This is a genomic window from Acidobacteriota bacterium, from assembly GCA_033549365.1.
Classification (GTDB): Bacteria; Acidobacteriota; Aminicenantia; order Aminicenantales; family Saccharicenantaceae; genus JAWSUF01.
The window spans coordinates 40,581-55,427 of record JAWSUF010000003.1 but is presented as its reverse complement, the minus strand read 5'-3'; the positions used below and the strand labels follow the sequence as shown (position 1 = coordinate 55,427).

At 62.9% G+C, this 14,847-nt stretch carries 11 protein-coding genes; 4 read left to right on the top strand and 7 right to left on the bottom strand.

The features are described from left to right. Window positions 1-7 precede the first annotated feature (7 nt). Genes SCM96_05495 through purF form a run of 3 tightly spaced genes read left to right on the top strand, consistent with a single transcriptional unit; the run spans window position 8 to window position 3,608 of the window. Window positions 8-1,144: a hypothetical protein gene (locus tag SCM96_05495; GenBank protein ID MDW7760077.1), complete on the top strand. Its 1,137-nt coding sequence runs from the start codon at window positions 8-10 to the stop codon at window positions 1,142-1,144. Next, entirely contained in the window at window positions 1,141-2,118 is a 978-nt protein-coding gene (gene rfaE1 / locus SCM96_05490) for a D-glycero-beta-D-manno-heptose-7-phosphate kinase (protein MDW7760076.1), read from the top strand. The genes SCM96_05495 and rfaE1 overlap by 4 nt, the downstream gene beginning before the upstream one ends. Window positions 2,119-2,132: 14 nt before the next feature. After that, the gene (purF, locus tag SCM96_05485) at window positions 2,133-3,608 is read left to right on the top strand and encodes an amidophosphoribosyltransferase (protein ID MDW7760075.1); all 1,476 of its coding nucleotides are present in this window, start codon (window positions 2,133-2,135) and stop codon (window positions 3,606-3,608) included. A gap of 45 nt (window positions 3,609-3,653) precedes the next feature. On the opposite strand, the gene lpxD is transcribed toward purF, so the two are convergent. Both lpxD and SCM96_05475 read right to left on the bottom strand, forming a co-directional pair. Beyond that, window positions 3,654-4,673, bottom strand: coding sequence for a UDP-3-O-(3-hydroxymyristoyl)glucosamine N-acyltransferase (gene lpxD / locus SCM96_05480; protein ID MDW7760074.1), 1,020 nt, complete (start codon window positions 4,671-4,673; stop codon window positions 3,654-3,656). Continuing rightward, complete coding sequence (locus SCM96_05475; GenBank protein MDW7760073.1) at window positions 4,670-5,542, bottom strand: YihY/virulence factor BrkB family protein; 873 nt, start codon at window positions 5,540-5,542, stop codon at window positions 4,670-4,672. The genes lpxD and SCM96_05475 overlap by 4 nt, the downstream gene beginning before the upstream one ends. Before the next feature lie 322 nt (window positions 5,543-5,864). Between SCM96_05475 and SCM96_05470 the strand changes: the two genes are divergently transcribed. Continuing rightward, window positions 5,865-6,986, top strand: coding sequence for a glycosyltransferase family 1 protein (locus tag SCM96_05470; protein MDW7760072.1), 1,122 nt, complete (start codon window positions 5,865-5,867; stop codon window positions 6,984-6,986). 30 nt (window positions 6,987-7,016) lie between these two features. Here the strand turns inward: SCM96_05470 and SCM96_05465 are convergent, their stop codons facing one another. The 5 genes from SCM96_05465 to SCM96_05445 all read right to left on the bottom strand — a co-directional run bounded on the left by SCM96_05465 (window position 7,017) and on the right by SCM96_05445 (window position 14,659). After that, entirely contained in the window at window positions 7,017-7,955 is a 939-nt protein-coding gene (locus tag SCM96_05465; GenBank protein MDW7760071.1) for a class I SAM-dependent methyltransferase, read from the bottom strand. A 100-nt stretch (window positions 7,956-8,055) separates the two neighbouring features. Continuing rightward, a complete protein-coding gene (locus tag SCM96_05460; GenBank protein MDW7760070.1) occupies window positions 8,056-9,153 on the bottom strand; it encodes a DUF1972 domain-containing protein in 1,098 nt (365 codons plus the stop codon). Next, window positions 9,150-10,568, bottom strand: coding sequence for a glycosyltransferase family 4 protein (locus SCM96_05455; GenBank protein MDW7760069.1), 1,419 nt, complete (start codon window positions 10,566-10,568; stop codon window positions 9,150-9,152). Before SCM96_05455 ends, SCM96_05460 begins: the two co-directional genes overlap by 4 nt. Next, window positions 10,561-11,289 (bottom strand): hypothetical protein, encoded by a 729-nt coding sequence (locus SCM96_05450; protein ID MDW7760068.1) that lies wholly within the window; start codon window positions 11,287-11,289, stop codon window positions 10,561-10,563. Before SCM96_05450 ends, SCM96_05455 begins: the two co-directional genes overlap by 8 nt. Window positions 11,290-11,350: 61 nt before the next feature. Beyond that, window positions 11,351-14,659 (bottom strand): valine--tRNA ligase, encoded by a 3,309-nt coding sequence (locus SCM96_05445; GenBank protein MDW7760067.1) that lies wholly within the window; start codon window positions 14,657-14,659, stop codon window positions 11,351-11,353. Window positions 14,660-14,847: the final 188 nt, after the last annotated feature.

Sequence of the window (14,847 nt, the reverse complement as noted above, 5' to 3'; positions counted from 1 at the left end):
TGAAGGAATGAAAAAGCTGATCGGGCGGGGTCTGGCCGTATTGGGCATTCTCTATCTTGTCTGGCTCGGCTGGATCGTCCTCAGTTTCCGATCCTACGGTCCGCCGCCCGGCCAAGACCCGGCCGCGGGCGACGGGCTCTTCGAGCTTCGCGGCGTTTATCACATCCACACCACCTTTTCAGACGGGCGCGGAACCCCTCGGACGGCGGCCCGGGCCGCAGCCCGCCGGGGTCTGGATTTCATCATTCTGACCGACCACGGCAACCCCAACTTCGCCTCCCTCGATCAAAAAGGCCGAATCGAAGACGTTCTCGTCCTGGCCGGATCCGAGCTTAACGTCAACCGCGGCCACCTGGTCGCTCTCGGCTTCAACCGGCCGAACCAAGATTTCCCGCGCATCGCCGAGAATGCCGCCTACGACGTCGCGGCCGCCGGCGGCTTCACCGTCATCGCCCACCCCTATTCAAAAACCCGCTGGTCCTGGGGGGGGTTCGCCCCCTACGGCGGCCTGGAAATTCTCAACACCGACGCCATGGTCCGGGCCCATTGGCCTCGGATCGCGCCGCGGCTGCCCGCCCTGCTCCTCCGCCCGGAAACCGTCCTTCTCCGCATGCTCGACCGCCCCGAAGCCGACTTTCGGAAGTGGGACGAGATCACTGCTTCCCGGCCGATGTTCGGCTATTACAGTTCGGACACCCATCTTCTCTACCGGGCCTCCTTTTCGCTCCTCCATCTCCATGTCCTTCTCGACAGCCCCCCGGCCGAGCCGTTCGAAGACGCCGAAACCCAAATCCTCGACGCCCTTCGTTTCGGCCGGTTTTTCAACGCCGTCGGTGCAGCGGCGCAGGCCACCGGATTCCGCTTCCATGCCGAAACGTCCGAACTTCGCCGGCCCATGGGATCCCAGATCGCCTCAACAGGTCCGGTCCGATTCACCGTCCGGGCACCGTTCGCTTTCCGCCACAGGATCCGCCTTCTCCGCGGCGGCATCCCCGTCGCCGAAGGCGCCGGCCGCCTCGTCCACGAAACGTCCGATCCGGGCGTTTACCGGGTCGAAGTTCATCTTCTGGAAAAAACCCCGCTCGACCCCGGCGTTCCGTGGATCGCCTCCAACCCCATTTTTTTCCGAAAGGACGCTCCGTGAATCCCACACTCCCTCTCCAACGCATGACATCGGCCGTCCGCGGCTTCCGGGATAAAAAAGTTCTCGTCATGGGCGACCTCATGCTCGACAAATACATCTGGGGCGATGTCCACCGGATTTCGCCCGAAGCGCCCGTCCCCGTCGTCGAAGTCCGCAAGGACTCCCTGGCCCTCGGCGGCTCCGGAAACGTCTGCCACAACCTCCAAAGCCTCGGCGCCTCGCCGATTCCCATCGGCATCGTCGGCCACGACACCGCCGGTCGCTGGATCCGCAAAAACGTCCCCGACAGCCGGGGCATCTTCGTCGACCGGTCCCGGCCGACAACCGAAAAAACCCGGATCATCGCCCATCACCAGCAGATCGTCCGCGTGGATATGGAGAAACGACACGCCCTGTCCTCCCGGCAGGAGAATCGCGTCGTCGATTTCCTGGCCGCGGAGACCTGCGACGGACTGATCCTCTCGGACTACGGCAAAGGTTTTTTCAACGCGCCTTTTCTGGGCCGCATCCTTGCCGTCGCCCGCGACAAGGGCCTGCTCGTCTGCGTCGATCCCAAAATCAACTCCATCCGGCACTTTTCCCCGGCCGCGCTCCTCACTCCCAACCATCACGAGGCCGAGCGCATCGTCGGCCGGCCGTGCCGCACCGACGACGAGATCGTCCGGGCGGGCGCCGAAATCCTCGACCTCATCGACGCGCGCTATCTCATCATCAAACGCGGCGAGCAGGGCATGACCGTGTTCGAGAGAGACATGACGCCCGTCCACATTCCGGCCGTGACCCGCGAAATCTTCGACGTCACGGGCGCCGGCGACACGGTCATCGCCGTCGCCGCCCTGGCCCTTCTGAGCGGCACGGACATCCTCGAAGCGGCGATTCTGGCCAACGCCGCGGCCGGCATCGTGGTCGGAAAGATCGGCACGGCCGCCGCGACTCCGGAGGAGCTTCTGGCGTCCATCGCCGAATCGAAATGAAAGGATCACGTTAGATGTGCGGAGTCATCGGCATTCTCTCCGATCGGCACGTGTTTCCCGATCTCTACCAGGGTCTCCTCGCCATCCAGCATCGGGGACAGGACTCGGCCGGCATCATCACCTATGACGGCCGCTTCCACACCAAAAAAGGCAACGGCCTGGTCCGCGACATTTTCACCGACAAGAGCCTGTCGCGCCTGACGGGCCCGGTCGGCATCGGCCACACCCGCTATCCGACGATCGGAGGCGGAGGCGGAGAGGACGCCCAGCCGTTTCAGATCAACGCGCCGTTCGGCATCATCATGGCCCACAACGGCAACGTCACCAATTACGACGAACTCCGGACGGAGCTCTTCGAAACCCACCACCGTCTCCTGAATTCCGAGTGCGACGTCGAGGTCATCCTCAACGTCTTCGCCCAGAACCTGGCCCGGGAACAGGCGCGCGAGCTCCGGCCCGAGCACATCTTCCAGGCGGTCGAGGGCGTCTACGCCAAGGTCCGGGGAAGCTATGCCGTCGTCGCCTACATCGCCGAACAGGGTCTCGTGGCTTTCCGCGACCCCTTCGGCATCAAGCCGCTGGCCTACGGCAGCCGCGCCGACGGGCTGCTCACATCCTATGCCTTCGCCTCGGAGACGGTCTGCCTCAACATCACCAATTTCTCGGACATCCGTCACATCCGGCCCGGCGAGGCCGTCTTTATCGATAAAGCCCGGCAGGTCCACACCAAACGAATCGCCGTGTGCCCCCACACCCCCTGTCTTTTCGAATGGGTGTATTTCGCCCGCCCCGACTCCTTCATCGACGGCGCCAACGTCTACAAATGCCGGGTGAACCTGGGACGCTTTCTGGCCGAGGAGATCCGCAAACGTAATCTTGCGATCGACGTCGTCGTCCCCGTGCCGGATTCGGCCCGGGATGCGGCCATCGAGATCAGCCGCGCCCTGAACCTCAAGTACAGCGAAGCTCTCGTGAAGAACCGCTACATCGGGCGGACTTTCATCATGCCGGCCGCCAACAACCGCAAGGCCTCGGTCCGGGAGAAGCTCAACCCCATCACTTCTGAAATCCAGGGCAAGAATATCCTTCTCGTCGACGACAGCATCGTCCGCGGCAACACCTCGCGGGCCATCGTCGAGATGGTCCGGGAATGCGGCGCGAAGACCGTCTATTTCACGGTCTATTCCCCGCCTCTCCGTTTTCCCTGCGTCTACGGCATCGACATGCAGACGAAAACCGAGTTCGTGGCCCGGGACGCCGACGAGGAGACGGTCGCCCGGCGCATCGGCGCCGACCAGGTCATTTATCAGACGCTCGACGCTCTGAAAGAAGCCGTCCGCATGGAGAACCCGGAGCTCGTCGATTTCTGCGCCGCCTGTTTCGACGGCCGCTACCCGACCGGCGACATCACGCCGGACCTTCTCCGGGACATCGAAAAAGGGCGCGCGGCGGCCCGCGACGCCCAGCTCGAACTCAACCTCATCAAATAAAACCCGGAAAAATCCGTTGCCCTGAAGAAACGCGAATTGGAAGGATTACCCTTTTTCGATGGCCTCGAGGCGGGCCTTGAGCTGCTTCAGGTCCTTGACGATGTCCGGGATCTGAGGCAGCAAAACCCACATCTTGCGCCAGACGCGGATGTCCTGGTGAGGGATGCCGGCGACAAAGGCGCCGTCCGGGACGTCCTTGGTGATTCCCGACTTGGCGGCGACGATGGCGTTGTCTCCGATCCGGACGTGGTCGGCGATTCCGACCTGGCCGCTCAGGATGGCGTTCCGGCCGACGGACGAGCTTCCGGCCACTCCGACCTGGGCCACAAGAATCGCGTTTTCGCCGATGTCCACATTGTGGGCCACCTGGACGAGATTGTCGATTTTCGCCCCTCGCCGCACCCGCGTTTCGTCGAGGGCCGCACGATCGATGGTCGTGTTCGCGCCGATCTCGACATCGTCCTCGATGACCACCCGGCCCATCTGGGGGATTTTCCGATGCGTCCCGTCCTCGAGACGGATGTAGCCGAACCCGTCCGCACCGACGACGACGCCGTTATGGAGAACGACCCTGTCGCCGACGATGCATCCCTCGCGCACGGAGACATGCGAATGGATGACGCAGTCGTCGCCGATCTCGGCCCCGGGGTAGATCGTCGCCAAAGCCCGGACGATCGTCCGGTCGCCGATGGAAGCGCCGGCGCCGACATAGGCCAGCGGTTCGATCGAAACATCCCGGCCGATCCGGGCGTCGCCGGCCACACAGGCCAGGGGATGGATGCCCGGCTGCGGCCGTGGCGTCTCATGAAAGAGCTCGACTGCACGGATGAAGGCCAGATGGGGATGGGCGGCCCGGATAACGGGGATCCGCTCATAGCGCTCGCCCTCCGGGATTACCGCCGCCGAGGCGAATGAGGCGTCGAGCGCCGGGCGATGTTTCGAACCGCTTATGTAGACGAGATCGCCTTTTCGGGCCGTCTCGAGCGAGGCCACGCCCGTAATTTCGGTCTCTCCTTCGCCCTCCAAGAGACAACCCAGAATCTCGGCAATGTCCTTGAGCTTCATACCCCCCCCTCTTTCCGGATCCGCCTCTCATTGAGGACGGCGGCCAGTTCCGCTCCCCACAGCAGAATGCTCAGGGAGAATGTGATCCAGAGAAGAAAAAAGATGATGGAGGTCAGGGTTCCCTGAAGGAGCCGGGACAGGACGATTCCGACCACGGATAAATTGGCGATGTAAAAGGCGAACAGCCTCTTGAAGGCCTCCCAGAGAAGTGCGGCGACGGCCGAGGCGATGACGACGCTCCAGGTGTCGACCCGGACTTCGGGAATGAACTTGTAGATCATGAACATGACCAGGAACGTCAGGGCGTAGGGCATGATGTACTGGATGAAGAAATTGTTGACCACGGACAACAGTTCCGGGCTGAGATATTCCGCCGCCACGGCGCTTTCCCGGAGCGATCGGTGGACGGCCGTCCAGACGGCCGTGATGGACAGGGAAAAGAGCATGATGACGCCGATCGAGAACATCAGGATGAATTCCATGAGGCGGTTGTAGAAGAAGGATTTGTGATACTCGGCCCGGAAGATTTTGTTGATCGTGCCGATGAGGTTGGAAAAAACGAAACTGGCCGCGACGACCGATCCGACCAGACCGAACAGTCCGAGGTTGGCCACCCCCTCGGAAACGACCTCGAGCCTCCGGAAAAAAATCGGGTCCATTTTGGCGAAAAACTCGTCGGTGAAGATGTTCAGGCTTCGGAAGGCGATCTCCGAACTTCCCAGAATCCGGGCCGAGATGAAGGCGAACAGGGCGACGAGCGGCACGACACAGAGCAGGAGAAAATAGGAAATCACGACGGCCGACGTGCCGCACCCGTCGTCGTTGAATCGTTTGAACGATTGACCTAGGATTCGAAATGCCGAGAACATCTTCCGCTCAATCACATCAAGGTTTTACGCGAACGGACGTTTATGATACGTCAATTGCCCCCTCAACGCAACACTGCCGAGGCTGTGTGTTAAAAAGCCGGGAGTTTATTTTCTTTTCCCGATACCCGGCTCTTTTAACCCTTCGGGCGTCCCGATCTCACCATTCCGACTGCGTCGCAGCCCACTCGACGTAGCTCAACTACGCCTTCGTGGGCCGCTTCCTTGCCGGAACGGCAATCTCGACCCGCGCACAGCCTCGGCTCAGTCTAAGCCTGCTTGCGGAAAAAGTTGTGGTATGCTGTAATCGTCAACCCGAGGACCCATGAGCCTGCGCATCGGCATCGACGCCCACGCCGCGGAGGCGGGCGGCACCGGAAACGGCACCTACATCCGCGGTCTCATCCAGGGACTCCTTGAAATCGATTCGGAAAACACCTACATCCTCTATGTGACCGATCCGGCCCATCCCGTCTACGCCGGCCTGCGCCTTCCCGAAAATGCCGAAATCCGCCCCCTCCCGGCCGCAAAAGCCTTCATCCGCATTCCCGTTCATCTGGCCCGGATGTCCCGCCGCGACCGCCTCGACATTCTCCACGTTCAATACATCGCCCCGCCCGTCCACGACGGAAAGCTCGTGGCCACGATCCACGATCTGGGATTTCTTCGCGTCCCGCAAACGTTTCCCCGCTTTTTCAATCTCAGATCCCGGATTCTCGTCCGCAGAACAGCTCTTCGGGCGGCGCGGGTCATCACCGGGTCGGAGTACTCCCGAACTGACATCCTGCGCGCCTACGAATTGCCCCCCGAGAAAATCGCCGCCGTTCCCTACGGCGTATCCCCCGACTTTTCCCGCCCCCACAGCGAGGACGACATTCGGGATGTCGCGGTGCGATACGGCGTCGTCCGGCCCTACGTCCTGTGCGTCGGGCGGCTCAACCCGCGAAAAAATCTGCCCGTCCTGGCCACGGCCTTCGCCGACGCAAAGTCCGCTTCCGAAGCGCCCCACACCCTGGTCATTGCCGGACGGGCCGACTTCACCTCGGATCGCATCATGAGCGAAGCCGCCCGCCGGGCCGGCAATGCCGTCCGGTTTACGGGTTTCGTCAGGGACGAGGACCTGCCAGCGCTTTACCAGGGCGCCGACGTGTTCGTCTATCCCTCGCTTTTCGAGGGGTTCGGACTGCCCGTTCTCGAAGCCATGGCCGCCGGGGTCCCCGTTGTGACGTCGAACACAACCTCGCTGGCCGAGACGGCAGCCGGCGCGGCACTGACCGTCAATCCCTCCGACCCTGCAGCTCTGGCCGACGCCCTGCACGCCATGATGACGGATCCGGAGATGCGCCGTGCCTGTCGCAGGAAAGGGCGGATCCGAGCCGCCGACTTCACCTGGCGGGAAACCGCCCGGCGGACACTCGAAATCTACCGGGCCGCCGCCCGAATGTGATTTCTTCTCTTTTCAGATTTTCAGCTTCATTTATCCACAATCGCTTTTTGCTTTTTTAAAGGCAAGCGCATAGAGCATGTCTCCTCTGACGACCGTGCGCAGGCCGTCGTAGAGGCCCAACAGGCATCGTTTCCATGCTTGGGTCGGCAAGACGGCATCCGATCCCCCCGTCATTCCGAGAAGACGTCTCATCTCATGGTTCTGGATTTTCCGCACAAGCCGGGTTTTTTCCAAACGGGTGTGGATACGCCGCCAGCGCAGATGGCGGCGCGTCCCGGGAGCATGCGTAGCCTCAGGATTGAAAGTCAGGACGTTAACCGGCCCCATCACCTCAAATCCGGACTCCTTGAGAATCCGGGTCAGAGTCCCGGCCGTGAAATAAAAAAGGTGTTCGGCGGGAGAGAGAACGGCCCAGTTCCAGCCGAGGATGAGACGACTCAGACTGCGGAAGTCCGGTGTGCTTACGATGAGTTTCCCGCCCGGCTTCAAGACACGGGCCGCTTTGGCCAGAACTTTCTGCGGCTCGCAGACGTGCTCAATGACGTCAAGAAGCGTGACGGCGTCGTATGCTTCCGCAGGGATTCCGGCGGATTCGAATGTCCCTTCCCAGACAGGGACTCCCGCGACGTTCCGCGAGAAGGCCGCCAGCGCGGTCGAAACCTCGACCCCTTCTCCCGCCCATCCCCGTCCGGCCGCGGACAGGATGAAGCAACCCGGCCCGCACCCCACATCCAGGAGGCGGGCTCCGTGGCGGGGCGCATCTCCCAGCAAGGCGAGCGGAATGTGAAAATGGTTCCGGACATGATTGATGTCCAGCGTCTCACCCGATATCTTCAGGGAGGCCAGGCATTCAGCAACGAAATCCGACCGATCATATCTGGTCATCAGTTCGGACCAGGGCCGCCGGGGGTCGGCCAGGACCAGCCGCACCCCCGGCAGGACGCAATCGGAAGATCGAACTTGACGCACACAGGCCGCCGCGCCGATCCGCCGCAAAGGGGACAGACCGCGCGTTCCAGTGACGTCATCGGGATTCTAAGCGCCCGGCTTCCGCCGGAATCTTCCGCCTTCAATCTCGGTGAAGGCTCTTGAAAAGGTTTTCATAGGTCAGGGTGACCTTGTCCCAGTCGTAACGTTCACGGATGATAGCCCGCGTCCTGTCTTTCATTCCGGCCATTTTGTCCGGATTCTCCAGGGTCCAGGCCATCTTCCGGAACAGGTCGGCGGCATTCTTGCGAAAATACAGTCCCTCATCCCGGAGAACCTCCCTGTTGAAGGGCACGTCGCGGGCCACGACGAAAGCTCCGGCCCCCATGGCCTGGAGCAGGGCCGGATTGGTTCCTCCGACTTCGTTGCCGTGGATATAGGCATGGCAGTTGCAGAGCAATTCTCTCAGGATATTCCGGTCATAGACGAACCCGGGCAAAACGATTCGCTCGTTGCCGTGTTTTCGCATCTCCCGGGCATACCGGCCGCGGTAGGTCGTCCCGCCGATGAGAACGAGCTTTTTGCCCGTATTCAATTTCCGGAAGGCCTCGACCGTGAGATGGGGATTGTTTTCGGGTTCGAAGCGCGTGATCTGGAGGAAGTAGCCGCCGGGGCGGATGCCGAAGCGGTCCAGCAGGCCGGGCTCGCGGCTGTGTTCCAGGTCGCCTCCATAAGAGATGTAATGGGAATCCCGGCCGTAGGCCTCGCGATAATAATTCCGGATGGCTTCGGAATCCGTGACCAGCGGGATATCGAACCGCGTCGCCAGCCGCTCGGCCAGGCGATGATACAGGCGGCCGACGGCGCCCCATTTGCCGCGCTTCCATTCTAAACCGTCGGTATGCAGGACCACGTTTTTTTTCAGGATGCGCGGCATGGGCAGGAAGATGCTGTTGGCCGTGTTGAAGATGAGATAGATGTCGAACGACCGGCGCAGACTGAAAGCCAGCGAGAGGAAAGAATGCCCCAGAGTCTCCAGTGTTTTGACCCGCATCTCGGGAAGGGTGATGACATTCATGCCGAGGTATTCCCGGATTTGACGCCGGTAATAGCCCGAACGGCCGTAAACCCAGATTTCATGGCCCCTGGCGGCCAATCTCCGGCCGATTTCCTCGACGCAGGTCTCGAATCCGCCGTAGCGGGCGGGGACGCCCCGGGTGCCGATGATGACGATTTTCATGGCCGCCGCCCCACGCCTGTCAGAATTCTGCGGATTCCGGCTCGAACGCCGATCGGCAATTTCTGGGACAGGTACCACAGCCGGCCGTGGACCGCCCTTTCGACGGAGCCGGGATTGCGCCCGGCCGCAACCGCGGACAACGTCCGCCGGCTTGGCTTGGAGCGCTTGACGAACCGCCCGTCAAAAACGCCGCGGCAGACGTCGACGAGCGGCGCGGCGGTTTTCGTCCAGGTGAACTCCGGCCGGACGCCGGCGATATTCTCCCGGAATTCCCGCCTCACACCGTCTCCTCCCGCAAGTTCCAACATCGCTCCGGCCAACCCCTCGACGTCTCCGCAGGGCACAACCCGCCCGAGACGCCTCTCCCGGACGAGGTCGGCCAGGACATCCCCCTCCGTGCAGAGGATCGGAAGGTCGAACTTGAGGTAGTCCAGAACACGCGTGCGGAAAGCAAAGCGCGTCTCGATATGGAGGTCATGGACGGAGACTCCGACGTCGGCGTCCCGGAAAAACGCCCCGCGCCGGGCGTAATCGACCCAATCCCGATTGAAGAACACATGCCGGCCGGTCAGACCCAGCTCGTCCGAAAGGGCGACGGCATCCGAGGCCGCCTCAAAATCGGCCAGAAGAGGATTGGGGTGACCGGTGGACAGAAAAACCAGTTTGATCGCGGGGTTTTTCCCGGCCGCCCGTTCCACGGCCCGGATCAGGGTCAGGGGATCGAACCAATTGCAGAGAACCCCCCCCCAGAGAAAGACGATGTCCTCCCGTCCGATTCCGGGCACGACGCCCCGCAGCGCGGGCTTTTCGGCGGGTTGAGACGGCGCCTCCGACTCCTCGATCCCGAAGGGCACGACGTTGACCAAACCGTCGAGCGCGGGGGAATCCTCCACGGCCCGGGGATCGATCCGGTCGAGCGCCATCAGGGCGCCCAGAATGAGATCCCTTTGCCGCTCATTGGCGCAGAGGAAATGATCCCCGTGCACGATCTGGTCGTTGAAGACGCTCAAATCGTGAAGATGGACGGCCTCCCGTTGCCGGGGCGACATGGAACCGCGGCGGTGGACGAACAGATTTTCCAGGGGGAAGGGCACATAGAGATCGCAGACGAGAAAAGCCGGAATGTCCTTGAGGAACGGAAACTTGGAAAGCACATATCCCTGGATGAGCACGATCCGGCTGTTTCGCGCCGCATCCCTCAGCGCGGCCGGGCGGCCGACGGCATACCGCATCAATTCAAACGGCAACGCGCCGCCGCCCGGTTCCCCGCCGGGCGTGCCGGGAGAATATTCGGGAACGGCCAGCGTCGTCCGGAAATCCGCGGCCAGGCGCCGGGCGAGTTCCCAGGCCCGGATGCCGGGGCCGGCCATCCGGGCGCCGGCGACGTCGTCGCTGATGACCAGGATGTCAGGCACGGGCACCCTCCGGATCGAACCCCGACCGAAAACGCCGGTTTTTCAAGTTTCCGACAAGCGCGAGAAGAAAGGCGATCTGAACGGCTTCGAAGAGAACAAACGCGGCGGCGAGCAGGACCGCGGACCCGGATCCGGGCAAACCGGTAACTTGGGCAAGAATGCGGCCCCAGGCTCCGGCCGGCGTTTTGCGGGAATAGGTCCGGAAGGTCAAGTCTCCGGTCAAAGGCCGGCCGTTGAGGATGGCCCGTCCCCCGGGATAGACATCCGCGGTGTTCATCCAGACGCTCAGGGCGTTGTCAAGAGTCGAATCCGGCGAGGACAGGATGAAGATATAGTGTCTCCCGCCCGATCCCGCGACAGGATCAAAAGCGATGGGTGTGAACAGGTTATTGAGCACGTCGGAGGCGTTGAAGACGATTTCCGCAACGGGCTTTTGTCCCTGTCGGCCTTCCCACAACTTGAAAAAAACGTCCTCATTATTGTCTCGGCCGTAGGTTCCAAACATGACATCGATGCGGGACAGCCCGTCGGAAGGCGCAACAAATGTCTGCCCGATTTCTGTCCCGCCCATGATGTGAGGCGAGGGCACGGCATTGGGCCGGGAATTGATTTCCAGGGTGTCCCAGGCTTTGAAAAAAACCAGCCATATATGGGCCAGGACAAAAACGGAGGCGGCGGCGATTTTCACGAAGTCAACGGCTCCAAAGGTCTTTCTCTTCACAGGAGAAAACATCTTATCTCACAGGGCGGCCCGGCTCAACACCTTATTTCAGTGCCGCCGCCTACAAATCGCGGAGATTGTCCTGCACCAGCCGGATTTGGGCGGAGAGCTCTTCGAGCTTTTTTCTTTCGGATTCGACGACGGCCGCGGGCGCCCGCTCGAGAAAGTCCGGTTTGGCCAGCTTGGCTTCGGCCTTGGCCCGGTCGGCTTCGAGTTTGGAGAGTTGAGCTTTCAGCCGGGCGGTCTCCTTGGCCGGATCGACCAGGCCCGGCAGATAGATTTCCATGTCGCCGAGAACCTGGACAACGGATCCGGGCGGCCGGACGACCTCGGAGCCGATCTCGATTTTCGAAAGTCCGGCCATGTGCGCCAGAATGTCCTTCAATTCCGAAAGGATGCGGGCCGGGCCGGGGACGGCTTTGATGAAGGCCTCGAGTTTTCGGGAGGGAGGGATGCTGTGAAGGGCGCGGAGATCGCGGACGGCCCGGATGACATCCTGGACCGTATCGAAATCGGCTTCGACAGCAGGGTCTTCGAGGCAGGGGTCCGGGCCGGGCCAGGCGGCCGTGATGAGAAGCTCCGGCACGGCCTCGGGCGTCTCCAGGCCCCGATACGGCCTCACGGCGTTCAGACGCTCCCAGATGACCTCGGTGATAAAAGGCACGACGGGATGAAAGAGGCGGAGGACGCGGTCAAGGGCGTGCGCCAGGACGATCCCGGCGGCGGGAGCGCGTTCGGGATCCTTGAAGCGGGGCTTGACGTATTCGAGGTAGCGGTCGCAGAGGTCGGACCAGAAAAATTCCCGGGCCGTGCCGATTGCGGCGGAGGGATTGTAATCGGCCAGATGGGCGGTGACCCGTGAGATGGTCCGGGAGAGCCGCGACAGGATCCAGCGGTCCTCGGATTCGAGGCGGGGGGATGCGGCGGGAGCGGCGGCGGACGGATCGGCGGTTCGGCCGGCCGCCTCGAGGTTGGAGAGAGCGAAGCGGGCCGCGTTCCAGAGCTTCGTGCAGAAGGCCCGGCCGACCTCGAAGCGCTCGCTGATGACCTTGGCCAGAGGCAGATCGGGCATGGTGCCGAGAACGTCGAATTCCTTGCCGGTTTTCGGGCAGATGTAGGTGAAGACAGTGCGGCCGTGCCGGGCTTCGGCCAGTTCGACGATCTCCCCCGTGTAGGGCGAGACGGCCTGGACGGGCAGGCGGATGTCCTGGGTTCCGGTCTGCATTTCGCAGAGGACGTAACGCATGGCGTCGGCGCCGTATTTTTCGATGATGTCCTGGGGATCGATGCCGTTGCCCTTGCTCTTGCTCATGCGCTCGCCTTTTCCGTCCTGGATGGTGGCGTGGATGAAGCTGTCGGTGAAGGGCACGTCGCCCAGAAGGTAGAGGCCCATGACGACCATGCGGGCCACCCAGAGCGTGATAATGTCGCGCCCGGTGACGAGGCAGGATCCGGGGTAGTAATAGGCCAGGGCATCGGGAAGGCCGGGGGCGGCGGGGCCGAGCGGCCTCTGGCCGGGATCGACGGCGGCGGTGGCCGGATCGGGCCAGCCGAGCGTGCTGAACGGCCAGAGGGCGGAGCTGAACCAGGTGTCGAGGACGTCGGGATCCTGGACGAGGCCGGCGGCTTCGAGGCGCGGGGCGAGTTCGGCTTCGGCCGTCTCGTCGCGGAGGCAGACGAGAAGATCGAAGCGGGCGGCGGGATCGGCGGCGGCGGGGCGGGCGATATCGAATTCGCCGGGAGAGCGCAGGCCGCCTTCGGCGTCGGCGATCCAGGCGTGGAGGCGGTCGTCGCCGGAGAGAGGGAGGACTGAGGCGGCGGATGCGGCACCCGCGGCGTCGAAGTTCCCGCTCCAGATCGGGATGCGGTGTCCCCACCAGAGCTGGCGGCTGATGCACCAGTCGCGTTTTTCGGCCAGCCAGCTTGTGTATGTCCCGCCGTAGCGCTCGTGGTCGGGGTGGAAGGTCAGTCTCAACCCGGAGGGGGAGGCCCAATCGCGGCGGACGGCGTCCATGGCCGCCTGGGCCAGGCCGGGGGAGCGGAACGGTTTCGAGGTTCCGGAGCCGAGAGCCACGCCGCCGGGAACGTCGCCCATGCGGACAAACCATTGTTTGGAGAGATAGGGCTCGATGGGCGTCTTGGAGCGGTCGGAGTGGCCGATTTCGACAGCCCGGTCCTCGACGGATTCGAGGAGGCCGCGGGACTCGAGGTCGGAGACAACCCGGGTCCGGGCATCCATGCGGTCGAGTCCGGCGTAGGGGCCGGCCGCGGCGTTCAGCGTGCCGTCGGGATTCAGGATGTTGATGATGGCGATTTCGTCTTTGTGACGGCTCCAGACGTCGTAGTCGTTGGGATCGTGGCCCGGCGTGATCTTGACGCAGCCCGAGCCGAGTTCGGGGCGCGCCCAGGCGTCGAGGATGAGCGGGATCTCCCGGTCGAGGAGGGGCAGAAGGACCTTGCGGCCGGCACGAGCCATGTCCCGGAGCTTGAGGAGAAAAGGCAGATGCGACGTGCGGCGGGACTCGACCTCCTCGAGTTCGCGTTCGAGCTGGGGTTTTTCTTTTTTCGGGGCGGCGGCGATGCGGGCGCGGAGCGAGGCGGCGGCTTCGTCGAGAGCGGATGCGGGTTCGGGGTGGCAGGCGACGGCCGTGTCGCCCAGCATGGTCTCGGGCCGGGTCGTGGCCACGGTGATGTGGGCGGGCTCGCCGGGGAGCGGATCGATCACGGGGTAGCGGATATGCCAGAAGTGCCCCTGGACCGTCTCGTGGACGATCTCGTCGTCGGAGACGGCTGTCCGCAGGAGGCAATCCCAGTTGACGAGGCGGTCGCCGCGGAAGACGAGCCCGTCGCGGAAGAGGCGGAAAAAGGCCTCGCGCACGGCCCGGGCGCAGACGGCGTCCATGGTGAAGCGCTGACGGAGCCAGTCGCAGGAGCAGCCCATGCTTTTCTGCTGGCGGATGATGCGCTGCTGGTATTCGTCCTTCCAGGCCCAAATTTTGTCGATAAGCGCCTCGCGGCCGATGTCCAGGCGCGTTTTGCCCTCGAGTTCGAAGAGGCGTTTTTCGACGACGGCCTGCGTGGCGATTCCGGCGTGGTCCGTGCCCGGCATCCAGAGGGTGTTGGCGCCGGACATCCGCCGCCAGCGGGTCAGGAGATCCTGCATGACGTTGTCCATGGCGTGGCCCATGTGGAGGGCGCCGGTGACATTCGGAAGCGGCATCATGATGACATAGCGGTCGGCGCGGTCGTCGGGAACGGCGGCGAAAGCGTCGGCGGTCTCCCAGCGGGCGGTGACGGCCGTTTCGTGGATCTGATGTTCGAAGTGCTTCGGCATATCGATTGTCGGGGACATCGGTTTGGCTTTGGTCATGGGAGCTCCGGAGGCGGCCCTCGGGCCGCAAATCCAGGTTATCTTACATCAGAACCCCCCACCGACTCAAGCACCCCCTTTTCCCGCTGCTTTGGCTGCTGGATGTTGTTGATATTTATACGTTTACACATTAAAAGCGCTGTTTTTCCGCAGAATTTTTACTATTTCTATTATTATCAACAACATCC

What these genes read in the sequence shown, in the direction of transcription:
- SCM96_05495 (MDW7760077.1), top strand. Translation starts at nt 8, where the DNA reads ATGAAAAAGCTGATCGGGCGGGGTCTGGCCGTATTGGGCATTCTCTAT.
- purF (MDW7760075.1), top strand. Translation starts at nt 2,133, where the DNA reads ATGTGCGGAGTCATCGGCATTCTCTCCGATCGGCACGTGTTTCCCGAT.
- lpxD (MDW7760074.1), bottom strand. Translation starts at nt 4,673, where the DNA reads ATGAAGCTCAAGGACATTGCCGAGATTCTGGGTTGTCTCTTGGAGGGC.
- SCM96_05475 (MDW7760073.1), bottom strand. Translation starts at nt 5,542, where the DNA reads ATGTTCTCGGCATTTCGAATCCTAGGTCAATCGTTCAAACGATTCAAC.
- SCM96_05470 (MDW7760072.1), top strand. Translation starts at nt 5,865, where the DNA reads ATGAGCCTGCGCATCGGCATCGACGCCCACGCCGCGGAGGCGGGCGGC.
- SCM96_05460 (MDW7760070.1), bottom strand. Translation starts at nt 9,153, where the DNA reads ATGAAAATCGTCATCATCGGCACCCGGGGCGTCCCCGCCCGCTACGGC.
- SCM96_05445 (MDW7760067.1), bottom strand. Translation starts at nt 14,659, where the DNA reads ATGACCAAAGCCAAACCGATGTCCCCGACAATCGATATGCCGAAGCAC.